General features: G+C 67.8%; 28 protein-coding genes. 25 read left to right on the forward strand and 3 right to left on the reverse strand.

Annotated features, from left to right (window positions below):
* Positions 1 to 22 precede the first annotated feature (22 nt).
* The 5 genes from proC to C6A86_RS03490 all read left to right on the forward strand — a co-directional run bounded on the left by proC (position 23) and on the right by C6A86_RS03490 (position 3606).
* Complete coding sequence (proC, locus tag C6A86_RS03470) at positions 23 to 874, forward strand: pyrroline-5-carboxylate reductase (protein WP_105364366.1); 852 nt, start codon at positions 23 to 25, stop codon at positions 872 to 874.
* 137 nt (positions 875 to 1011) lie between these two features.
* Complete coding sequence (locus C6A86_RS03475; protein WP_057170115.1) at positions 1012 to 1242, forward strand: cell division/environmental response transcriptional regulator; 231 nt, start codon at positions 1012 to 1014, stop codon at positions 1240 to 1242.
* A gap of 76 nt (positions 1243 to 1318) precedes the next feature.
* Positions 1319 to 1420 (forward strand): 30S ribosomal protein bS22, encoded by a 102-nt coding sequence (locus tag C6A86_RS03480; protein ID WP_003402602.1) that lies wholly within the window; start codon positions 1319 to 1321, stop codon positions 1418 to 1420.
* Between the two features lie 29 nt (positions 1421 to 1449).
* The gene (locus C6A86_RS03485; protein WP_199196269.1) at positions 1450 to 2505 is read left to right on the forward strand and encodes an SDR family oxidoreductase; all 1056 of its coding nucleotides are present in this window, start codon (positions 1450 to 1452) and stop codon (positions 2503 to 2505) included.
* A 36-nt stretch (positions 2506 to 2541) separates the two neighbouring features.
* Positions 2542 to 3606: a lysophospholipid acyltransferase family protein gene (locus C6A86_RS03490; RefSeq protein WP_105364365.1), complete on the forward strand. Its 1065-nt coding sequence runs from the start codon at positions 2542 to 2544 to the stop codon at positions 3604 to 3606.
* 91 nt (positions 3607 to 3697) lie between these two features.
* Here the strand turns inward: C6A86_RS03490 and C6A86_RS03495 are convergent, their stop codons facing one another.
* Both C6A86_RS03495 and C6A86_RS03500 read right to left on the reverse strand, forming a co-directional pair.
* Entirely contained in the window at positions 3698 to 4228 is a 531-nt protein-coding gene (locus C6A86_RS03495; protein WP_105364364.1) for a MaoC family dehydratase N-terminal domain-containing protein, read from the reverse strand.
* A 26-nt stretch (positions 4229 to 4254) separates the two neighbouring features.
* On the reverse strand, positions 4255 to 5055 hold the full coding sequence (locus C6A86_RS03500) for an HAD family phosphatase (protein ID WP_199196268.1): 801 nt from the start codon (positions 5053 to 5055) through the stop codon (positions 4255 to 4257).
* A gap of 80 nt (positions 5056 to 5135) precedes the next feature.
* Here C6A86_RS03500 and C6A86_RS03505 point away from each other — a divergent pair, with 80 nt between their 5' ends.
* The 14 genes from C6A86_RS03505 to C6A86_RS03570 all read left to right on the forward strand — a co-directional run bounded on the left by C6A86_RS03505 (position 5136) and on the right by C6A86_RS03570 (position 15120).
* Positions 5136 to 5345 (forward strand): glutaredoxin family protein, encoded by a 210-nt coding sequence (locus C6A86_RS03505; protein WP_233213083.1) that lies wholly within the window; start codon positions 5136 to 5138, stop codon positions 5343 to 5345.
* Positions 5346 to 5458: 113 nt separating this feature from the next.
* Positions 5459 to 6838, forward strand: coding sequence for a glutamyl-tRNA reductase (locus C6A86_RS03510; RefSeq protein ID WP_105364362.1), 1380 nt, complete (start codon positions 5459 to 5461; stop codon positions 6836 to 6838).
* Positions 6835 to 7770, forward strand: coding sequence for a hydroxymethylbilane synthase (gene hemC / locus C6A86_RS03515; protein ID WP_105364361.1), 936 nt, complete (start codon positions 6835 to 6837; stop codon positions 7768 to 7770). The genes C6A86_RS03510 and hemC overlap by 4 nt, the downstream gene beginning before the upstream one ends.
* Positions 7767 to 9434 (forward strand): bifunctional uroporphyrinogen-III C-methyltransferase/uroporphyrinogen-III synthase, encoded by a 1668-nt coding sequence (locus C6A86_RS03520; protein ID WP_105364360.1) that lies wholly within the window; start codon positions 7767 to 7769, stop codon positions 9432 to 9434. The genes hemC and C6A86_RS03520 overlap by 4 nt, the downstream gene beginning before the upstream one ends.
* 30 nt (positions 9435 to 9464) lie before the next feature.
* A complete protein-coding gene (gene hemB / locus C6A86_RS03525; RefSeq protein ID WP_105364359.1) occupies positions 9465 to 10436 on the forward strand; it encodes a porphobilinogen synthase in 972 nt (323 codons plus the stop codon).
* The gene (locus C6A86_RS03530) at positions 10424 to 10858 is read left to right on the forward strand and encodes a hypothetical protein (RefSeq protein WP_105364358.1); all 435 of its coding nucleotides are present in this window, start codon (positions 10424 to 10426) and stop codon (positions 10856 to 10858) included. Before hemB ends, C6A86_RS03530 begins: the two co-directional genes overlap by 13 nt.
* A 12-nt stretch (positions 10859 to 10870) precedes the next feature.
* Positions 10871 to 11314, forward strand: a complete 444-nt coding sequence (locus C6A86_RS03535; RefSeq protein WP_105364357.1) for a hypothetical protein — start codon at positions 10871 to 10873, stop codon at positions 11312 to 11314.
* Positions 11311 to 11802, forward strand: a complete 492-nt coding sequence (locus tag C6A86_RS03540) for a DUF3093 domain-containing protein (RefSeq protein WP_105364356.1) — start codon at positions 11311 to 11313, stop codon at positions 11800 to 11802. Before C6A86_RS03535 ends, C6A86_RS03540 begins: the two co-directional genes overlap by 4 nt.
* Entirely contained in the window at positions 11799 to 12086 is a 288-nt protein-coding gene (locus tag C6A86_RS03545; RefSeq protein ID WP_105364355.1) for a hypothetical protein, read from the forward strand. Before C6A86_RS03540 ends, C6A86_RS03545 begins: the two co-directional genes overlap by 4 nt.
* 69 nt (positions 12087 to 12155) lie before the next feature.
* Positions 12156 to 12878: a cutinase family protein gene (locus C6A86_RS03550; protein ID WP_105364378.1), complete on the forward strand. Its 723-nt coding sequence runs from the start codon at positions 12156 to 12158 to the stop codon at positions 12876 to 12878.
* Between the two features lie 68 nt (positions 12879 to 12946).
* On the forward strand, positions 12947 to 13822 hold the full coding sequence (locus C6A86_RS03555) for an oxygenase MpaB family protein (protein WP_105364354.1): 876 nt from the start codon (positions 12947 to 12949) through the stop codon (positions 13820 to 13822).
* Positions 13809 to 14399 (forward strand): TetR/AcrR family transcriptional regulator, encoded by a 591-nt coding sequence (locus C6A86_RS03560; protein WP_105364353.1) that lies wholly within the window; start codon positions 13809 to 13811, stop codon positions 14397 to 14399. The genes C6A86_RS03555 and C6A86_RS03560 overlap by 14 nt, the downstream gene beginning before the upstream one ends.
* Positions 14400 to 14436: 37 nt before the next feature.
* A complete protein-coding gene (locus C6A86_RS03565) occupies positions 14437 to 14631 on the forward strand; it encodes a hypothetical protein (RefSeq protein WP_105364352.1) in 195 nt (64 codons plus the stop codon).
* Between the two features lie 9 nt (positions 14632 to 14640).
* Positions 14641 to 15120, forward strand: a complete 480-nt coding sequence (locus tag C6A86_RS03570; protein ID WP_105364351.1) for a pyridoxamine 5'-phosphate oxidase family protein — start codon at positions 14641 to 14643, stop codon at positions 15118 to 15120.
* Here the strand turns inward: C6A86_RS03570 and C6A86_RS03575 are convergent.
* The gene (locus tag C6A86_RS03575; protein ID WP_105364350.1) at positions 15104 to 15487 is read right to left on the reverse strand and encodes a nitroreductase family deazaflavin-dependent oxidoreductase; all 384 of its coding nucleotides are present in this window, start codon (positions 15485 to 15487) and stop codon (positions 15104 to 15106) included. The genes C6A86_RS03570 and C6A86_RS03575 overlap by 17 nt on opposite strands.
* Positions 15488 to 15847: 360 nt before the next feature.
* Between C6A86_RS03575 and hemL the strand changes: the two genes are divergently transcribed.
* The 6 genes from hemL to ccsB are packed head-to-tail and all read left to right on the forward strand — an operon-like array spanning position 15848 to position 21602.
* The gene (hemL, locus tag C6A86_RS03580; protein ID WP_311101029.1) at positions 15848 to 17158 is read left to right on the forward strand and encodes a glutamate-1-semialdehyde 2,1-aminomutase; all 1311 of its coding nucleotides are present in this window, start codon (positions 15848 to 15850) and stop codon (positions 17156 to 17158) included.
* A 23-nt stretch (positions 17159 to 17181) separates the two neighbouring features.
* Positions 17182 to 17769, forward strand: coding sequence for a histidine phosphatase family protein (locus C6A86_RS03585; protein ID WP_105361377.1), 588 nt, complete (start codon positions 17182 to 17184; stop codon positions 17767 to 17769).
* A 23-nt stretch (positions 17770 to 17792) separates the two neighbouring features.
* Positions 17793 to 18353, forward strand: a complete 561-nt coding sequence (locus C6A86_RS03590; protein WP_105362477.1) for a TlpA disulfide reductase family protein — start codon at positions 17793 to 17795, stop codon at positions 18351 to 18353.
* A gap of 47 nt (positions 18354 to 18400) precedes the next feature.
* Positions 18401 to 19081, forward strand: coding sequence for a cytochrome c biogenesis CcdA family protein (locus C6A86_RS03595; protein ID WP_105362478.1), 681 nt, complete (start codon positions 18401 to 18403; stop codon positions 19079 to 19081).
* A complete protein-coding gene (locus tag C6A86_RS03600; protein ID WP_105362466.1) occupies positions 19078 to 20640 on the forward strand; it encodes a cytochrome c biogenesis protein ResB in 1563 nt (520 codons plus the stop codon). Before C6A86_RS03595 ends, C6A86_RS03600 begins: the two co-directional genes overlap by 4 nt.
* Complete coding sequence (gene ccsB / locus C6A86_RS03605; RefSeq protein ID WP_105362467.1) at positions 20637 to 21602, forward strand: c-type cytochrome biogenesis protein CcsB; 966 nt, start codon at positions 20637 to 20639, stop codon at positions 21600 to 21602. The genes C6A86_RS03600 and ccsB overlap by 4 nt, the downstream gene beginning before the upstream one ends.
* Position 21603: the final 1 nt, after the last annotated feature.

Genomic DNA, 21603 nt, shown 5'->3' on the forward strand with positions numbered 1-21603 from the left:
CCCGCCATGGGAAACTGCACCCGTGGCAAGAATTGCGATCATCGGCGGAGGAAGTATCGGCGAAGCGCTGCTCTCGGGGCTGTTGAGGGCGGGCCGTCAGGTCAAGGACCTCGTCGTCGCCGAGAAGCATCCCGACCGTGCCAAGCAGCTGGCAGAAACCTACTCGGTGCGGGTGACCTCGGTGTCCGACGCCGCGGACAGCGCCACCTACGTCATCATCGCCGTCAAACCGACCGATGTGGAGTCGGTGACCGGTCAGATCGCCGAGGCCGTCGCCAAGGCCGAGGGCCAGAGCGAGGAGCAGGTCTTCGTCAGCGTGGCCGCGGGCGTCAGCACGGCGTTCTTCGAGGCCAAACTGCCCGCGGGCACCCCGGTCATCCGGGTGATGCCGAACGCCCCGATGGTCGTCGGTGGGGGTGTCAGTGCGGTGGCCGCCGGCCGGTTCGCGACGGCCGAGCAGCTCAAGGAGGTGTCGGACATCTTCGACACCGTCGGCGATGTGCTGACGGTGGCCGAATCGCAGCTGGACGCGGTGACCGCGGTGTCGGGTTCCGGGCCCGCCTACTTCTTCCTGATGGTCGAGGCACTGGTCGACGCAGGCGTCGATGCCGGGCTGAGCCGGGAGGTCGCCACCGAACTCGTGGTGCACACCATGGCCGGATCGGCGGCCATGCTGTTGGACCGCCGGGACAGCGCGCAGGCCGGTGTGATGGACACCTCGGCGACCGTGCTGCGGGCCATCGTGACGTCTCCAGGCGGTACCACCGCGGCTGGTCTGCGGGAACTGGAGCGAGGCGGCCTCCGCAGTGCCGTCTCCGATGCCATCGCGGCGGCAAAAAGGCGCTCTGAGCAGCTCGGAATTACATCCGAGTAGTTCACCAATTTCGGACTGATTAGCCCACACCCGTCGCAATAACCCCAGTGGCCACGCTATTCTCCTCGTGTATGCACGCGTACGTGCCAGCGGTGGGGAAGCCGCTGGAACGGCCGTGCCTTATGGATTGGGTTGCGATGACGTCATTGAACGGGCCATCGGCGCGGGATTCCGCCGGCGACGGCCAGCCGAAGGCTCAATTTCTCACCGTCGCGGAAGTGGCAAGCCTGATGCGGGTGAGCAAGATGACCGTCTACCGGCTGGTGCACAACGGCGAACTGCCGGCGGTACGCGTCGGACGGTCCTTCCGGGTGCATGCCAAGGCGGTCCACGATCTGCTGGAGACGTCGTACTTCGACGCCGGGTAGGACGCGTTTTCCACTTGGCCGGGCCACCCAGGTAAGGTGACCCGGTCAGTTCACTCATTGGTAGGTAGCGGAGTTCATGGGTTCAGTTATCAAGAAGCGGCGCAAGCGCATGTCGAAGAAGAAGCACCGGAAGCTGCTTCGTCGCACTCGGGTTCAGCGCAGAAAACTCGGTAAGTAGCTTTCGGCTTCAGCCGATAGGCTGGCCCGATGGACGAGCAGGCGACCGATCCGAAAGTGGTGTTGGTCACCGGCGCCTGCCGTTTCCTCGGCGGCTACCTGACCGCTCGGCTCGTGCAGAACCCGGCGATCGACCACGTCATCGCGGTCGACGCCATCGCGCCGAGCAAGGATCTGTTACGCAGGATGGGGCGCGCGGAATTCGTGCGCGCCGACATCCGCAACCCGTTCATCGCCAAGGTCATCCGAAACGGTGACGTCGACACCGTCGTGCACGCCGCGGCGGCGTCGTACGCACCGCGGGCAGGCGGGCGGGCGACCCTCAAAGAGCTCAACGTGATGGGGGCGATCCAGCTCTTCGCGGCGTGCCAGAAGGCGCCGTCGGTACGCCGGGTCATTCTCAAGTCCACCTCCGAGGTGTACGGGGCGAGCTCACGGGACCCGGTGATGTTCACCGAGGACGGCGGGGCCCGCCGGCCGCCCGCGGACGGTTTCGCCCGCGACAGCATCGATATCGAGGGGTACGTCCGCGGTTTGGCCCGCCGTCGTCCCGATATCGCGGTGACGATCCTGCGGCTGGCCAACATGATCGGCCCTGCGATGGACACCGCGCTGTCGCGGTACCTGGCCGGTCCGGTGGTGCCCTCGGTGCTGGGGCGCGATGCGCGGCTGCAACTGCTGCACGAACAGGATGCGCTCGGTGCGCTGGAGCGTGCCACGGTCGCCGGTCGCGCGGGCACCTTCAACGTCGGAGCGTCGGGCATCATCATGATGAGTCAGGCGATCCGCCGATCCGGACGGGTCGCGCTGCCGGTGCCTCGTTCGGCGCTGGCCGCCGTCGATTCCTTGAGGCGCGCAACGAGTTACACCGAACTCGATCGCGAGCAGCTGAATTATCTGAGCTACGGCCGGGTGATGGACACCGCGCGCATGCGTAACGTCCTAGGGTATAACCCTAAGTGGACGACAGCGGAGGCTTTTGACGATTACGTGCGGGGACGTGGTCTGACTCCGATCATCGACCCGAAATGGGTACGCTCAGTGGAGAGCCGTGCCGTGACGCTGGCGCAACGCGTCGGAGGCTAGTCGACTAGGTGATCGGGCGGGGGGAGAGGGTGACGCGTGGCGGGTGAACCCAGAGCGAAAGTGATTCCGCTGCACTCCAATTCGGGCCGTTCCTCGGCGCAGCGCCGGGCCTCGCAGCGGGCGGACAGTGCGCGCAGGCACCCGTCGCTGCTCGCCGATCCCGATGGTCGCGCCTCCGCCGAGCAGATGGCCGCCGTCGTCCGCGAGATCGATCAGCACCGCAACGGTGCCGCCGAAACTGCTGCCGACGACGCCCCCAACGAGCTGGCCAGGGCCATCTCGGGGATCGCCGAGTTCGTCACCAAACGGATGACCGGTGACTACACCGTCGACGAGTTCGGGTTCGACGCACACCTCAACGACGCCGTTGTGTTGCCCATGCTGCGTGGGCTTTTCAACTCCTGGTTCCGGGTTGAGGTCAGCGGTGTCGAGAACCTCCCGCTCGATGGAGCCGCGCTGGTGGTGGCCAACCATGCCGGCGTGCTGCCCTTCGACGGGCTGATGGCCGCGGTCGCCGTGCACGATCACCATCCGCGTCAGCGCGTGCTGCGCATGCTGGCCGCCGACCTGGTGTTCGACATGCCCGTTGTCGGGCAGGCCGCTCGCAAGGCCGGGCACACCGTCGCCTGCACCTCCGACGCGCACCGGTTGCTCGCCGCGGGTGAGCTCACCGCGGTGTTCCCCGAGGGCTTCAAGGGCCTCGGCAAACCGTTCAAGGACCGCTACAAGCTGCAGCGGTTCGGCCGCGGCGGGTTCGTCTCGGCCGCACTGCGGGCCAAGGCGCCGATCGTGCCGTGCTCCATCGTGGGATCCGAGGAGATCTATCCCAAGATCGGCGACATCAAGCTGCTGGCGCGGGTGCTGGGCCTGCCGTACTTCCCGGTGACCCCGCTGTTCCCGCTGGCCGGGCCGCTCGGGCTGGTGCCGCTGCCGTCCAAATGGCATATCAAGTTCGGGGAACCGATCTCGACCGAGGGCTACGACGAGACGGCCGCCGACGATCCGATGGTCACCTTCGAACTGACCGACCAGGTCCGCGAGACCATCCAGCACACCCTGTACCAACTGCTGGCCAACCGCCGGAACACCTTCCTGGGCTGATTCGCCGATGCCCGGCTCGCGAGTGTGAGTCCTCGTCGGCCGCGCGGGAGTTTCACCGACGACGATTCACACTCGGCCTGGACGCGCGGGCTCAGGCGTTCTGCCCGGCCACCATCTTCGCGATCGCGGCATCGCGGGCGGCGGCGATCTGCGCGGTGACCTCGTCCGTGTGGCCTTCGTGTTCGGCCTCACCGAGGATCGTGATGACGCTGGTGAGCACGGGATTGCCGTCGTCGTCGGTGACCTCGGCCCGCACCTCGGTGAGGATGGCGCCGTGCGATTCGATGACCGAGTCCAGGTACGAGTCGAACCACAACTTGTCGCCGACCTTGATGGGGCGGTGGAAGATCAGCTTCTGGTCGCGGTGCAGCACGCGCTCCATGTTGACCGGCACATCGAACTGGTTGAAGATCTCCAACTGGACCCGCCGGCCGGCCACCGCGATGAACGTCAACGACGCAAGCATGGCGTCGTGCCCGTGCTCGGCGGCGCCCTCTTCGGAGTGATGCGCGGGATGCTCGTCCTTGACGGCGTTCGCGAATTCGCGGACCTTCTCCCGTCCGACCTCGAAATAGTCGGGGTACCGGAAGTGGGTTCCGACAATCTCTTCAGCGATTCCCATGGCGGGTCAGCCTATCAGCGCGAGGGTCAACGACCCGCGTCGCGCCGGGAGGCCACCGCGGCCAGGGCTCCGCCGACCGCGCCCAGGGCCAGCGCCGATGGGACCCCGATCCGGGCCGCTTTGCGTGCGGTGCGGAAGTCGCGTATCTCCCATCCGCGTTCACGCGCGACATCGCGCAGTGCGGCATCGGGGTTGATCGCCACTGCCGTGCCGACCAGTGACAGCATCGGCACGTCGTTGAAGCTGTCCGAGTACGCCGCGCATCGGCGCAGGTTGAGACCCTCTCGGATGGCCAGCGACCGGACCGCGTGCGCCTTACCCGCCCCGTGCAGGATGTCGCCGACCAGCCGGCCGGTGAAGACACCGTCGACCGATTCGGCGATGGTGCCCAGCGCCCCGGTCAGGCCCAGCCGGCGGGCGATGGTGTCCGCGAGTTCGAAAGGGGTGGCGGTCACCAGCCACACCTGCTGCCCGGCGTCGAGGTGCATCTGGGCCAGCGCGCGGGTGCCCGGCCAGATCTTGTCGGCGATGATCTCGTCATAGATGTCCTCGCCGAGTTCGACCAGTTCCGCGGTCGAACGGCCCTCGATGAAGGCCAGCGCCTTCTGCTTGCCCTCGGCGACGTCGTCGCTGTTCTCCTTGCCGGTGAACTGGAATTTCGCCTGCGCGTAGACGATTCCGAGGATGTCGCCGTAGGTGAAGTACTTGCGGGCGGCCAGCCCGCGGGCAAAGTGCACCAGCGACGAACCATGCACCAGGGTGTTGTCGACGTCGAAGAACGCGGCCGCGGTCAGGTCCGGCGGCGGCGGCGGGGGCGTCTCGGACACGTTTCAACCCTAAGTCACGCAGGGTCGATACTGGATGTGTGGACCATCAGGTGGTGTTGCTCACACGAGCCGGCTGCAGCATGTGCGAACGAGCGGCCGCGGCGCTGACCGCGCTGGCCGAAGAACTGGGGTTCGCGCTGAGCTCCACCGACGTCGATGCAGCGGCTGCTGCGGGGGAACCCGCCCTGCGTGCCGAATTCGGCGATCGGCTGCCGGTCGTGTTGCTCGACGGCGCCGAACACAGCTACTGGGAGGTCGACGAACCCCGGTTGCGCGCAGATGTCAGTTAATTTGGTGGCGCGCTGGTGAACGGCTACTTTGGACCCTGACCGGGCGAGCGAAGCGACGGAAATAGCTGTCCTGGGCGAGCGAAGCGACGGGAAGTGTCGAAGGTGATGATGCCGTGAGCGTGCTGCTATTCGGGGTTTCGCATCGCAGTGCGCCGGTGTCCGTACTGGAGCAGTTGAGCACTGACGAGTCCGATCAGGCCAAGATCATCGACGAGGTCCTGCAGTCCTCGCTGGTCACCGAGGCCATGGTGCTGTCGACCTGCAACAGGGTCGAGGTGTACGCCGTGGTCGACGCATTCCACGGCGGGTTGTCGGTGATCGGTCAGGTGCTCTCCGAGCATTCCGGTATGGGCCTCAATGACCTCACCAAGTACGCCTATGTGCGCTACGCGGAGGCCGCCGTCGAGCATTTGTTTGCCGTCACCAGCGGACTCGATTCCGTCGTCATGGGCGAGCAGCAGGTCCTGGGCCAGGTCCGGCGGGCCTACGCCGCCGCCGAGTCCAACCACACCGTCGGTCGCACCCTGCACGAACTGGCCCAGCGCGCGCTGTCGGTCGGTAAGCGGGTGCACAACGAGACCGGAATCGACTCCGCGGGCGCCTCGGTGGTGTCGGTGTCGCTGGAGATGGCCGAAAAGCGGCTCAACGGCGGGCTGGAGCGCAGCGACCGGGGAATCGGCACGGGCCTGGCCGGTAAGTCCGCCGTCGTGGTCGGCGCCGGCTCGATGGGCGCATTGGCCGCCAAGCACCTGGTCCGGGCCGGGGTGGACCGCATCGATGTGGTCAACCGGTCGCTGCCGCGGGCCCGCCGGCTCGCCGAGAACATCTCCGCACTCGGCGTGCCCGCCACTGCCTACACCCTGGACGACATCTCCTCCGTGCTGGCCACCGCCGATGTGGTGGTCAGCAGCACCGGCGCGGTCCGGCCGGTGATGTCGCTGGCCGACGTGCACCACGGCCTCACGGCGCGCGACGGTGACCGCCCGCTGGTGATGTGCGATCTGGGTATGCCCCGCGATATCGACCTCGCGGTGGCCGGCCTGCCCGGCGTGCACGTCATCGACATGGACCGCATCCAACGCGAGCCCACCGCCCGCGCGGCCGCTTCCGATGCCGAAGCGGCCCGGGCCATCGTGGCCGCCGAGGTTGCCAACTACCTGGCCGGGCAGCGGATGGCCGAGGTGACCCCGACGGTGACGGCGCTGCGCCAGCGTGCCGCCGATGTGGTGGAGGCCGAATTGCTGCGGCTGGACAACCGGCTGCCCGGGCTGGACTCCACGCACCGCGACGAGGTGGCCCGCACGGTGCGCCGCGTCGTCGACAAGCTGCTGCACGCCCCCACGGTGCGGGTGAAGCAACTTGCAGGGGCCCCCGGCGGAGACAGCTACGCCGAGGCGCTGCGTGAGCTCTTCGAGCTCGATCCGCAGGCTGTCGACGCCGTCTCCGGTGGCGAATTGCCTTTGATCGCAACAGATAACGACCAGCCCGAGTGATCCGGATCGGCACCCGGGGCAGCCTGCTCGCGACGACTCAGGCCGGCTTCATCCGTGATGCCCTGACCGCCAACGGCCACCCCGCCGAATTGGTCATCGTCGCCACGGCCGGCGACCAATCCAGTGCACCCATCGTTGAGATCGGCGTCGGCGTCTTCACCGCGGCGCTGCGCGAGGCGGTCGCCGACGGTGTCGTCGACATGGCGGTGCACTCCTACAAGGATTTGCCGACCGCGGCCGACCCCAGGTTCGACATCGCCGCCATCCCGCCCCGTGAGGACGCCAGGGACGCGCTGGTGGCCCGTGACGGCATGGTGCTGGGAGAGTTGCCCGCCGGCTCGACGATCGGCACCTCGAGCCCGCGACGGGCCGCGCAGCTTAGAGCACTGGGTCTCGGTTTGGAAATTCGCCCCCTACGAGGCAACCTAGACACCAGGTTGAACAGGGTAAGTAGCGGTGATCTCGACGGAGTCGTCGTCGCCCGGGCGGGTCTTGCACGCATCGGACGGCTCGACGCTGTGACCGAGTCTCTCGAACCGGTGCAGATGTTGCCGGCACCGGCGCAGGGGGCTCTCGCAGTGGAGTGTCGCTCCGGTGACAGTGAGCTTGTCGCGGTGCTGGCGGAGTTGGATGACGCCGACACTCGCGCCGCGGTCACCGCTGAACGTGCCCTGCTCGCCGAACTGGAGGCGGGCTGTTCCGCGCCGGTGGGTGCCATCGCTGAGGTGGTCGAGTCCATCGATGAGGACGGCCGGGTCTTCGAAGAGCTGTCGCTGCGGGCATGCGTGGCGGCGCTGGACGGATCCGACGTGATCCGTGCGTCCGGGATCGGTACTCCGGAGCGGGCACGGGAGCTTGGGCTCTCGGTGGCCGCGGAGCTGTTCGAACTGGGTGCACGTGACGTGTTGGCAGATGCTGGGAGTGACAGATGACTGGGCACGCAGGTAGCCGAGGCCGCAAGATCCGGCCCGGCCGCATCACGTTCGTTGGCTCAGGCCCGGGCGATCCAGGCCTGCTGACGACCCGTGCGCGGACGGTACTCGCCAACGCCGCGACGGTGTTCACCGACCCCGATGTACCCGAGGCGGTGTTGGCGCTGATCGGCTCCGAGTTGCCGCCCACGTCCGGGCCGGCGCCGGAGGCTCCCGCCTCGGATTCCGATGGCGCCGAGTTGGCGGCCGTGGTGGCCGGTGGCCCCGATGTGCGTCCCGCGCTGGGCGACCCGGCCGAGGTCGCCAAGACCCTGGCCGCCGAGGCCCGGCACGGCGTGGATGTGGTCCGGCTGGTGGCCGGTGACCCGCTCTCGGTCGACGCGGTCATCACCGAGGTCAACACCCTGGCTCGCACCCACCTGAATTTCGAGATCGTGCCCGGCCTGCCGGACACCACCGCAGTGCCGACGTATGCCGGTCTGCCGCTGGGCTCCTCGCACACCGTGGCCGATGTCCGGGACCCCAACGTCGATTGGGCCGCGCTGGCCGCCGCCCCCGGCCCGCTGATCCTGCACGCCACCGCCTCGCATCTGGCCGATGCGGCGCGCACCCTCGTCGAGTTCGGCCTGGCCGAGAACACCCCGGCCGTGGTCACCGCGCATGGCACCACCTGCCAGCAGCATTCGGTGGAGACCACGCTGGCCGGCCTGGGGGACAAGGCGATTCTGACCGCGGCCGAGTCCACCGGCGGCACCCCGGGTCCGCTGGCCGGGCCGCTGGTGGTGACGATCGGCAAGACCGTCGCCAACCGCGCGAAGCTGAACTGGTGGGAAAGCCGTGCGCTGTACGGCTGGACCGTGCTGGTGCCGCGCACCAAGGATCAGGCCGGTGAGATGAGCGATCGCCTGGTCACCCACGGCGCACTGCCCGTCGAGGTGCCCACCATCGCCGTCGAGCCGCCACGTAGCCCGGCCCAGATGGAAAGGGCCGTCAAGGGTTTGGTCGACGGACGGTTCCAGTGGGTGGTGTTCACCTCGACCAACGCCGTCCGTGCGGTGTGGGAGAAGTTCAACGAGTTCGGTCTGGATGCGCGGGCGTTCTCCGGTGTGAAGATCGCCTGTGTCGGTCAGGCCACCGCGGATCGGGTTCGCGCCTTCGGTATCAACCCCGAGCTGGTGCCCTCCGGTGAGCAGTCCTCACTGGGTCTGCTTGACGAATTCCCGGACTACGACGAGATTTTCGATCCGGTGAACCGGGTGTTGTTGCCCCGCGCCGATATCGCCACCGAAACTCTGGCCGAGGGCCTGCGCGAACGTGGCTGGGAGATCGAGGATGTCACCGCCTACCGCACCGTGCGTGCAGCCCCGCCGCCGGCGCAGACCCGCGAGATGATCAAGACCGGCGGTTTCGACGCGGTGTGCTTCACCTCGAGCTCGACGGTGCGCAACCTGGTCGGCATCGCAGGCAAGCCGCACGCGCGGACCATCGTCGCGTGCATCGGCCCCAAGACCGCGGAAACGGCAGTCGAATTCGGCCTGCGCGTCGACGTGCAGCCGGAGACGGCCGCTGTCGGTCCGCTGGTCGAGGCGCTCGCCGAGCACGCCGCGCGCCTGCGGGCCGAGGGTGCACTGCCTCCGCCGCGTAAGAAGAGCCGCCGCCGCTAAATGGGGCGGGCGAAGCGACGGGAGAGCTAGATGCGGGTCCGCCCCCGTAGGCTGCGGTCGACGCCGGCGATGCGTCGGCTGGTCGCGCAGACGTCGTTGGAGCCGCGCCATCTGGTGCTGCCGATGTTCGTCGCCGACGGACTGTCGGAGCCGCGTCCGATCACCTCGATGCCCGGAGTCGTCCAGCACACCCGGGATTCGTTGCGCCGGGCCGCCGCCGAGGCGGTGGCCGCCGGGGTGGGCGGGCTGATGCTTTTCGGTGTGCCGCGCGACGAGGACAAGGACGCCATCGGTAGCGCAGGCCTGAACCCGGACGGCATCCTGAACGTGGCTCTCGGCGATCTTGCCGCTGATTTGGGTGACGCCACCGTTTTGATGGCCGATACCTGCCTCGACGAGTTCACCGATCACGGGCACTGCGGCGTGCTGGACGCGCACGGCCGGGTCGACAACGACGCCACCAACGAACAGTATGTGAAACTCGCTGTGGCCCAGGCTCATTCGGGTGCGCACGTGGTCGGGCCGAGTGGCATGATGGACGGTCAGGTGGCGGCGATTCGGGACGGTCTCGACGAGGCCGGGCACGAAGATGTCGCCATCCTGGCCTACGCCGCGAAGTTCGCCTCGGCCTTCTACGGCCCGTTCCGGGAAGCCGTCGGCTCCAGCCTTTCCGGTGATCGGCGCACCTACCAGCAGGATGCGGGCAATGCCCGGGAGGCCGTGCACGAGATCACGCTGGATATCGATGAGGGCGCCGATATCGTGATGGTCAAACCCGCGATGAGCTATCTCGACGTGGTGGCCGCCGCCGCGGACATCTCACCGGTACCGGTGGCTGCGTATCAGATCTCGGGGGAGTACGCGATGATCAGCGCCGCCGCGGCCAACGGCTGGATCGACCTGCAGGCTTCGGCACTGGAATCGTTGATCGGTATCCGGCGTGCCGGGGCCGATATCGTGCTGACCTACTGGGCGGCCGAGGCCGCCGGATGGCTGGCGTGACCGAGGAACCGCCCGCCGCCGACCAGGTGAGCCGCCCCGAGGACGTCGACACCGGGTTCTGGCTCTGGATGGCAGCCCTGCCCCTCATGGCGATCGGCTACATCATCGATCTGGCCACCGCACGCATGCCGGATGCCGGTGCCTATGTCTACGTCGCATCGGGTCTTTTCCTCGTGGTGACCATCGCCGTGGTCGCGACGTTCGCGGTCCTGATGCGGCTGGGCTACCGGTGGCCGCGCACGCTGCTGACCGCGGGCGGCCTGACGGCGGTGGTCTATTCGGTCTCCAGCCTGTTCACCGTGGACCGGTCCGAGTTCGCCGCGGTCGGGTTCGCGGCGTGCACCATCTTCGGTTCGGTGCTGATTCTCGGCGGCGTGGTGTTGTTGCACCGCAAGGACGCTCACGAATACCTCACCCGTTAGGCTGGCGCGGATATGACCAAACCCACACCTGCGCCGCGTCCGGCCATCGTCAACATCGCGTTCTGGCTGGTGCTGGCGGGATCGGTGCTGATGCTGGCCGGTGGTCTGCTCGGGCTGATCAGTGCGATCAGCACGCCGCGCAGCGCCTTCTCCGCCGAGCTGTCCGACAGCGAGGTCCACAGCATCGTGGTCATGCGCGGGGGCATCAGTGGTCTGCTGCTGATCACGGGTGTGGTGCTGAGCTTCCTGGCGGGCCGTGCGCGCAGCGGGGACCTGCGCTTCCGCCGGGCGATGGTGTGGCTGGCAGTGGTATTGGTGGCGCTGGTGTTCGTGCTGGCGCTGCTGGCGCCGTTTGCCATCGCGCCGCTGGCCCTTTTCGGTGTGGTGCCGGTGGCCATCGGTGCGACGCTGTTCATGCGGCCGGCGGCCTCCGACTGGTTTCTGGAGGTGCAATGACCGAGGGCACCCCGCCGACACCCGACACCACCGAGCAGGTGTTGTTCCACGAGCCGGGCGGCACCTGGTGGTGGTTGCTGGCGGGCCCGGCGGCTGGTGGCGCGATGATGTTCATCCAGCTCTCGGGTGGTGGCGGCGTGCAGTTCGGGGTGCCCGCGGCCTTCATGATCCTGGTCAGTGGCTTCCTGTGGATTCAGATCAAGGCCGCGCGCATCCACACGTCGGTGGAGTTGACACCCACCACGCTGCGGCAGGGCACCGAGTTCGTCACCATCGCCGAGATCGTGAAGATCTACCCGGAACCCAAGCGTCACGAGAACGAGAAATGGCAGTCCTACCGCGCCTTCGGTGAGCTGAGTGGCATTCCGCGTGGGCGTACCGGCATCGGCATGAAACTGACCGACGGCCGTTCGGGCCAGGCCTGGGCGCGCAGGCATCGCACACTGCGCGCGGCGTTGGAATCTCTGGTCGGGGAGCCGGCGTCGTGAGGCGCACCGCGCTGGTGCAACTCGCGGTGGCAGTTCTGGCCCTGGCCGGTGCGGTGATGAGCTGGCTCGCCGCCGGATCCAGGGAGCAGGTGCCGCCGATCATGGACGGCCAACCCACGGTGTCGACGGTGGTCTATTACCCGCCACTGATCGTGCTGGCGCTGGTATTGCTGACCGCCGCCGGGGTGCTTACGGTACTGGGCATCGCGCGATTGCGCCGCTCCCGTCCGTCCGTGGGGCAGGCCACATTTGCAGAGGGATTCGACGGTCCGGATCGCGGGTAGTCCGGGCCTGCTGGTCGCGGGGGCAGCGCCGTCACCGCGGAGTCGGGAACGAGCTCTGGGATGGAAACGATGACAAGGATCGATCGTTGGGTGGGAGCCGCGGCAGCCGCGGCGTGCGTAGCGACGGGGTCGCTGGCGCTGGCGGGGCCTGCGGCGGCGGAGCCCGAGGCGTGTCCGGATATCCAGGTGCTGTTCGCGCGCGGCACGTTCGAGGCGCCCGGGGTCGGTGGCACGGGCCAGGCGTTCGTGGACGCGCTGCGTGCCAAGACCCCCGGCAAGTCGGTGGACGTGTACCCGGTGAACTATCCTGCGTCGCTGGATTTCGCGACCGCCGCCGACGGTGTGGTGGACGCGAGTAACAAGGTGCGCGCCACGGCGGCGGCCTGCCCGGACACCAAGATGGTGCTCGGCGGGTTCTCGCAGGGGGCGGCGGTCGCGGCCTACCTCACCGCAGACGCGGTGCCCGAGGGTTTCGCCCTGCCGCCGGGCCTGACCGGTCCGCTGGAACCGTCGGTGGCCGATCATGTGGCCGCGGTGGCCTTGTTCGGTAAGCCGTCGAGTGGTTTCCTGCAGATGATCTACACCGGCGCGCCACCGATCACCGTCGGCAGCGGTTACGCCGGCAAGACGATGGACCTGTGCATCCCGACCGATCCGGTGTGCGCCCCGGGAGGCGGCGACGGGAATGCCCACAACATGTACGCGGCCAACGGCCTGGTCGACCAGGCCGCCGACTTCGCCGCGTCCAGGTCCGGCGCCGAAGGCCCCGGTCAGGCCGCCGACCTGCCGTAAGCCCGCGGAATTATGACCCGCGCCACACTTGATTGGAACAAAGTGCGGAATCTGTAACACTGTTCCCCATGACCGAACTGGCGGAGAACGCACCCGAGGCACTCGACGATGCATTACCGCTCGGGCCCGACTCCCTGGTGTGGAAGTACTTCGGGGAGAACCGGATGTACCTCATCGGGCCGCGTCCGGCGGTACTGCAGAACATGCTCGCCGAACTCGGTCAGGGCGTGCTGGATCACTCGACGTTCTTCTCCGATACCGCCGAGCGTCTCAAGCGCACCATCCCGCCGATCTTCAAGACGGTGTACGGCTCCGAAGAGCAGAACGCGGGCACCCAGGTGCGCGACTTCCACACCGATATCAAGGGCGAAATGCCCGGCCCGGACGGCACACCGGTCGGGCGCTACCACGCCCTGGATCCGGAGACCTACTACTGGGCGCACGCCACGTTCGTCGAGCAGGTCATCTACTTCGCCGACACCTTCGTCAAGCGCCTCAGCGAGGCCGAGAAAGAACAGATCTTCCTGGAGTCCAAGACCTGGTACCGACGCTACGGGGTCAGTGATCGCCCGCAGCCGGCCACCTACGTCGAGTTCGTGCAGTACTGGGACCGGATGCTCGACGAGGTCGCCGTCGCGCACAAGTCCGCCAGGTACGGCGTCGGTTACGTCACCAAGGGATTCCCGTGCCCCAAGGGCGTGAATCCGGTGGCCTGGAAGATCGTCGCGAAGGTGTTCGATCCGGTGGCCGCGTTCATCACCACGGGCGGGCTGCCGCCACGGGCACGGGATCTGCTGGGACTGCCGTGGACCGAGCGGCAAGAACGCAACTACCAGCGGTTCGCCGCGTTCTGCCGGTCGCGTCCGGTCAACTGGGCATGGGACCGGTTGCCGATGTCGGTGCGCTACAGCAAATTCGCCCAAGCCGGTTATGCCAGGGGCTGACGCCGGCGAAACCATCCTCGACGCGGCACTCGTCGAGTTGGAACGGCATGGCTTCCGCAAGGTCGCCCTCGACGATGTCGCGCGACGGGCCGGCGTCAGCCGGACCACCATCTACCGGCGCTTCGCCAACCGCGACGAACTCGTCGGCGCCGTCATCGAGCGTGAGAACGTGGCGCTGTTCGCCGATATCGCGGCCGAGCTGAAAGAGGCGAAGCCGCAAGCGAATTACTACGTGGAGGCCTTCACGCTGTCGATCATGAGGTTCCGGCGGCACCGGGTGCTCAACCAGATGATCGTCGACGATCCCGCCCTGGCACAGGAGATGCTGCACCGACACTACGGTGCCGCCGTCGAACGCATGGCCGCGGCGCTGCTGGTGATCTTTCCGGACGGTTTCGCCGAGCGGATCGGCGCCCCGGCGGTCAACGACCTGGCCGACACCATCCTGCGGTATGCCGCGATGGTGCTGTTGTTGCCCAGCGTGCAGCCGCTGCAAACCGCCGACGACATCCGGGCGTTCGCGACGCGGCATTTCCTGCCCAGCTTGCCTCCGGCTTTGCGGTCGGTATCGGCCTGATTGTTTGGTGGCTCACATATTCGGGCAGCCGTGAGCCATGACTACTGAACAGGGTCGCGGGTCCGAGGCGTCGCCGGAAGAGATCGGCGCCTATGAAGACAACCGTCCGACATCCGTGCTCCCGGGCAGCGATGGCACGGTGTCGGGCACCGCGGTGACCGATTGGCTGGACGGCGACGGAAACCCAAAGTTCGATGAGAACTCCGAAGAAACTGAGAATCCGAAGAATTAGGCTGGCCGGGTGACGCCGTTGGAACAGATCGCCGCCGCCTTCGTCGACATGGCGCATTCCATCGTGTGGGCCTCGGTGGCCACCGTGGACGCCGACAGCAAGCCGCGCAGCAGAGTCCTGCACCCCATCTGGGAGTGGGACGGCACCGATCTGTTCGGCTGGGTGGCGACCGTGCCCTCGCCGGTCAAGCAGCGGCATCTCGCGGTGCACCCGTACATGTCGGTGAACTACTGGGCACCCAGCCACGACACCTGCAGCGCCGACTGCCTTGTCGAGTGGTACACCGATGACGACACCCGAACGACGGTGTGGGACAAGTTCGTCCAGGCTCCGGAACCACTGGGGTACAACCCGACCATCATCCCGGGCTGGGACTCACCCACCTCACCGGCATTCGCAGTCCTGCGCCTGGCCCCGTACCGGCTGCGGGTGCAGCCCGGCACCGTGATGACCGCGGCGAGCGGGACGGTGCTCAGCTGGAACGCGTGAGCAACAACGCGGATTTCACCGGGACAATGCGCAACACGTGCCGCCACGGCCCCTTGAGCACGCTCAGCGCCTCACTCAGCGGCACCACTCGGGGCGCCTCGACCAGCAGGCTGCGGCCGTCGATCTGCACCCGACCCGACCCGGCGGCCTGCAGGTTGCGCACCCAGTCGGTATCGGTGCCGTAGGGCAGCAGCACCGCCACGCCATCGGTGGTCGGGAAGGCCGTCACCGGTGTGCGGTAGTCCTTCCCGGATCTGCGGCCGACATGGTCGACGGCCGACCACAGCGGCACATATCCGGCCAGGGGTTCCACCACCGGATTGACGAACCTGCGGTTGAGCTCGGCGCGTTGGCGGGCGAACAGCATGACCCGATCCTAGAGCTCTCCGACGGCCGCCACGGGGTTGCTGCAGATGCGGCGCAGAGGACTCCGAATCAGGTCCGTGCGGTAGGAGACGGGCCGGGCCGACCTCGACCGCTTTGCACCGGGGCTGTTCCGGCAATCCGGACGGATATCGGATCGTGGCCCGGCTCACGGGTAGCTGGCCGATGTCACACACGGTGGCTCACCGTGCCGCGTAACGGTGCTGAAGCAGCTGAAATGCTGTTCTCGCCGATTCGGCGAGGTGCGTGCGGCGCGCGACGAATGAGTTGCTGCGCGGGGGAAGCGCCAGTTCCACTACACCCTGTAGTTGCTGAGTTGGCATTGACTGGAACACTGGGGGTCATGCGCAGTACCGGTTCGTCCGTTTCGGCATCCGCGAAGTTGTTCGCCGACGCGTCCTCGGTGATCCCCGGCGGGGTGAACTCGCCGGTGCGGGCCTTCAGCGCCGTCGGGGGTACCCCGCGCTTCATCACCTCGGCCAACGGCTACTGGCTGACCGACGCCGACGGTAACCGCTATGTGGACCTGGTGTGCTCCTGGGGTCCGATGATCCTCGGGCACGCCCACCCCGACGTCGTCGAGGCGGTGCAGCGCGTCGCCGCCGACGGACTGTCCTTCGGTGCCCCGACGCCGGCGGAAACCGAACTCGCCCGCGCGATCATCGACCGGGTGGCGCCCGTCGAGCGCATCCGCTTCGTCAACTCCGGCACCGAGGCCACCATGAGCGCCATTCGGTTGGCCCGCGGTTTCACCGGGCGCCCCAAGATCATCAAGTTCTCCGGCTGCTATCACGGCCACAGCGACGCTCTGCTCGCCGACGCCGGATCTGGGGTGGCGACGCTGGGCCTGCCGTCCTCGCCCGGGGTGACCGGCGCGGCCGCCGCCGACACCATCGTGCTTCCCTACAACGATGTCGCCGCCGTCGAGGAGGCGTTCGCCACCCACGGCGAGCAGATCGCCTGTGTGATCACCGAGGCCAGCCCGGGCAACATGGGCACGGTCGCCCCGCTGCCGGGGTACAACGCGGCGCTGCGCCGGATCACCGCCGAGCACGAAGCTCTGCTGATCATGGACGAGGTGATGACCGGGTTCCGGGTCAGCCGGTCCGGTTGGTACGGCCTCGATCCGGTCGACGCCGATATCTTCACCTTCGGCAAGGTGATGAGCGGCGGCCTGCCCGCCGCGGCGTTCGGCGGCCGCGCCGCGGTGATGGAGAAGCTCGCACCGCTCGGCCCGGTGTATCAGGCGGGCACGCTGTCGGGAAACCCGGTGGCCATGGCGGCCGGTCTGGCAACGCTGCGCGCCGCCGACGCAGGCGTCTACGCGACCCTGGATGCCAACGCCGACCGGCTCGGCGCGCTGATCACCGGTGCCCTCACCGAGGCCTCGGTCGCACACCGGGTCTCACGCGCCGGGAACTTCCTGACGGTCTTCTTCGGGGACAGCGAGCCGACGAACTTCGCCACCGCCAAGGCCACCGAGACCTGGCGCTACCCCGCGTTCTTCCATGCTCTGCTGGACGCCGGGATCTATCCGCCGTGCAGTGCCTTCGAAACCTGGTTCGTCTCGACCGCCCTCGACGATGACGCCTTCGACCGGATCGCCGCGGCCCTGCCGCACGCGGCGCGCGCGGCCGCCGAGGCCACCCGGTGACGACACGCACGACGGTCCATGTGATGCGCCATGGCGAGGTGTACAACCCGGAGAAGGTGCTCTACGGCCGGTTACCCGGATACAACCTGTCCGATCGCGGCCGGTTGCAGGCCCAGTCGGCGGCGGACTGGTTGGCGCCCAAGGACATCAGCTACGTGGTGGCGTCCCCGCTGGAGCGCGCGCAGCAGACCGCGGCGCCGATCGCCGCGGTGCACGGGCTGGACATCGACACCGACAACGACCTGATCGAATCGTGGAACGATTTCGAGGGTGAGCGCGTGGCACCCGGCGACGGCGCCCTGCGCGACCCGCGCAACTGGCCGCGGCTGCGCAACCCGCGCAAACCGTCCTGGGGCGAGCCGTACGACGAGATCGCCCCGCGGATGATGGCCGCGCTGCACCGCGCCCGGCAGCGGGCTGCCGGCCACGAGGCGGTCTGTGTCAGCCATCAGCTTCCGGTGGAGACGCTGCGCCGGGCGATGACGGGCCGCAAGCTGCCGCACCTGCCGCTCCCGCACAGCCGGCTGTGCAACCTGGCGTCCATCACCTCGTTCACCTTCGACGATGACCGCCTGATCCGGTGGGGTTACACGGAGCCCTGGGGCATCTAGTGAAGTGTTTTGTCGCCCTGGCGATGTCGCTGGCCGTCCTGGTATCCGGTTGTAGTACCGGTGACGACGCCGTCGCCCAGGGCGGCACCTTCGAGTTCGTCGCGCCCGGCGGCAAGACCGACATCTTCTACGATCCGCCCGAATCCCGTGGTGTCCCAGGCGCATTGGCGGGGCCGGACCTGATGGACCCGGAGCAGACGCTGGCGCTCTCGGATTTCGCGGGCAAGGTCGTGGTGATCAACGTGTGGGGACAGTGGTGCGGGCCCTGCCGCGCCGAGATCGGCGAGCTGCAGCGCGTCTACGAACAGACCAAAGGTCTGGGCGTGCAGTTCCTGGGCATCGATGTGCGCGACAACAACCGGGACGCCGCCGTCGATTTCATCACCGACCGCAACGTCACCTTCCCGTCGATCTATGACCCGTCGATGCGGACCATGATCGCGTTCGGCGGCAAGTACCCGACCACCGTCATCCCCTCCACGCTGGTGCTGGATCGTCAGCACCGGGTGGCCGCGGTGTTCCTGCGCGAGCTGCTGGCCGCGGACCTCACGCCGGTGGTCGAACGGCTGGCTGCAGAAAAGTGACCGATCTGATCACCGGTGGGCCGCTGTTGCTGGCGGTCGGGCTGAGCATGCTGGCTGGGCTGGTGTCCTTCGCGTCGCCGTGTGTGGTGCCCCTGGTGCCGGGTTATCTGTCGTATCTGGCGGCGATCTCCGGCGGCGACAGCCGCTTCCGGGTGGCGGGCGCGGCCGGTCTGTTCGTCGCGGGGTTCACCGTGGTGTTCGTGCTCGGCAGCGTCGCGGTACTGGGTATGACGACCGCGTTGATCACCAATCAGGAACTGCTGCAACGCATCGGTGGTGTGGTCACCATCGCGATGGGCCTGGTGTTCATCGGCTTCATCCCGCTGTTGCAGCGGGATGCCCGTTTCGCGCCGCGGCAACTCTCGACGCTGGGCGGGGCGCCCCTGCTGGGCGCGGTGTTCGCGCTGGGGTGGACACCGTGCCTGGGACCGACGCTGACCGCGGTGATCGCGGTGTCCTCGGCCACGGAAGGGTCGGCGGTGGCCCGCGGGATCACCCTGGTGATCGCCTACTGCCTGGGCCTGGGTCTGCCGTTCGTGTTGCTGGCCTTCGGGTCGGCCCGGGCGGTGCGCGGGCTGGGCTGGCTGCGGGCACACACCAGGGGCATCCAGATTTTCGGTGGTGTGCTGATGATCGGGGTCGGAATCGCTCTGGTGACCGGACTCTGGGGTGATTTCGTGGCGTGGGTGCGCGATGCTTTCGTGTCCGATGTGAGGCTGCCGATATGAGGGCCCTTCAACGAACTTGGGCACTGATCCGCAACACCTGGCGCACCCTGACCTCCATGGGTACCGCGCTGGTGCTGTTGTTTCTGCTCGCGCTGGGCGCCATCCCGGGAGCGCTGCTGCCCCAGCGCAGCCTCAACGCCGCCAAGGTCGACGAGTATCTGGTCGAACACCCGACCATCGGGCCCTGGCTGGACCGGGTGCAGGGCTTCGACGTCTTCTCCAGCTTCTGGTTCACCGCCATATACGTATTGCTGTTCATCTCCCTGGTCGGGTGCCTGACCCCGCGCCTGGCCGAGCACATCAAGAGCCTGCGCGCGGTGCCGGTTCCTGCGCCGCGCAACCTGTCCCGGCTGCCCAAGCACCACGAAGCCGAGGTATCCGGGGAGCCCGCGCAGTTGGCTGCCGCCATCGACGACCGGCTCAAGGGCTGGCGGCGCACCCCCCGCGTCGACGACGGCGTCACCGAGATCTCGGCGGAGAAGGGCTACCTGCGCGAGTTCGGCAATATCGTCTTCCACTTCTCGCTGCTCGGTCTGCTGGTCGCCATCGCCGCCGGCAAGCTCTTCGGCTACGAGGGCAACGTCATCGTCATCGCCGACGGCGGCCCCGGGTTCTGTTCGGCCTCGCCGGCCGCCTTCGACTCGTTCCGGGCCGGCAACACCGTCGACGGCACCTCGCTGTACCCGATCTGCGTGAAGGTCAACGATTTCGACGCCGACTACCTGCCCAGCGGGCAGGCCGTCACCTTCGCCGCCAACATCGAATATCAGGCCGGCGCGGATCTGGAGAGCAACACCTGGAAGGACTACCGACTCGAGGTCAACCACCCGCTGCGCGTCGGTGGGGATCGGGTGTACCTGCAGGGCCATGGGTACGCACCGACGTTCACCGTGATCTTCCCCGACGGCCAGACCCGCACCAGTACGGTGCAGTGGCGCCCCGATGATCCGCTGACCCTGCTGTCCTCCGGGGTCATCCGGGTGGACCCGCCGGCGGGCACCTATCCCGATCCCGATGAGCGCCGCGAACAACAGATCGCCATCCAGGGTCTGTTCGCCCCGACCGAATTCCTGCAGGGCACCCTGCTCTCGTCCAGCTTCCCGGCAATGAACAAGCCCGCGGTGGCCATCGACATCTACCGCGGCGACGCCGGCCTGGACACCGGGCGCCCGCAGTCCATCTTCGACCTGGATCCCCGGCTGATCGGGCAGGGCCGCCTCAACAAGGAGGCCCGGGTCAATCTCAACGTCGGCGAGGAGAAGCGCCTCGAGGACGGCACCACCATCCGTTTCGACGGGGCCGTCCCGTTCATCAACCTGCAGGTGTCCCACGATCCCGCCCAGATCTGGGTGCTGGTGTTCTCGCTGACCATGATGGCCGGTCTGGTGGTGTCGCTGGTGGTGCGCCGCCGCCGCATCTGGGTTCGGATGACCCCCGCACCTGCGGGTACCGTGAGCGTCGAGCTTGGCGGACTGGCCCGTACCGACAACTCCGGGTGGGGCGACGAGTTCGAGCGGCTGACGGACCGCCTGCTCAGTGACGGAGGTAAGCATTCATGAACAGCACCGACATCGATATCGAGCTGGCCAGGTACTCGGACTGGGCCTTCACCTCGTCGGTGGTGGTCCTGGTGCTCGCGCTGCTGATGCTGGCCGTCGAACTGGCCTATTCGCGCGGCCGCAAGGTCGAGGCCCGTGAACTGGTCGGGGCTGCGGTGGGCGCCGACAGCGCCACTCCCGGCATCGTCACCGATGCCCCGGCCCGCACCGCCGACGAGCGCATCGGACGCGCGGGTGTCGCGCTGACCTATGTCGGCATCGCCCTGCTGGCGGCGTGCATCGTGCTGCGGGGCCTGGCGACCTCGCGGGTGCCGTGGGGCAACATGTACGAGTTCATCAACCTGACCTGCTTCTCCGGTCTGGTGGCCGCCGCCGTGGTGTTGCGCCGACCGCAGTATCGCGGGCTGTGGGTCTTCGTGCTGCCACCGGTGCTGGTCCTGCTGACCGTGTCGGGCAAGTGGCTCTACACCCACGCGGCGCCGGTGATGCCCGCGCTGCAGTCCTACTGGCTGCCGATCCACGTCTCGGTGGTCAGCCTCGGCTCGGGAGTCTTCCTGGTCGGCGGTGTGGCCAGCGTGCTGTTCCTGCTGAAGATGTCCCCGCTTGCCCAGCGGGACAACGGTTTCGGTCGGATGCTGCAACGCCTGCCCGATGCCCAGCTGCTGGACCGCATCGCCTACCGCACCACCATCTTCGCCTTTCCGGTGTTCGGCTTCGGTGTCATCTTCGGTGCCATCTGGGCCGAGGAGGCCTGGGGCCGTTACTGGGGCTGGGATCCCAAGGAGACGGTCTCGTTCATCGCGTGGGTGGTGTACGCCGCCTACCTGCACGCCCGCTCCACCGCCGGCTGGCGCGACAAGAAGGCCGCCTGGATCAACGTCGTCGGATTCATCGCGATGATCTTCAACCTGTTCTTCATCAACCTGGTCACGGTGGGTCTGCACTCGTACGCGGGGGTCTGAG

The organism is Mycobacterium sp. ITM-2016-00316, assembly GCF_002968335.2.
Taxonomy (GTDB): domain Bacteria; phylum Actinomycetota; class Actinomycetes; order Mycobacteriales; family Mycobacteriaceae; genus Mycobacterium.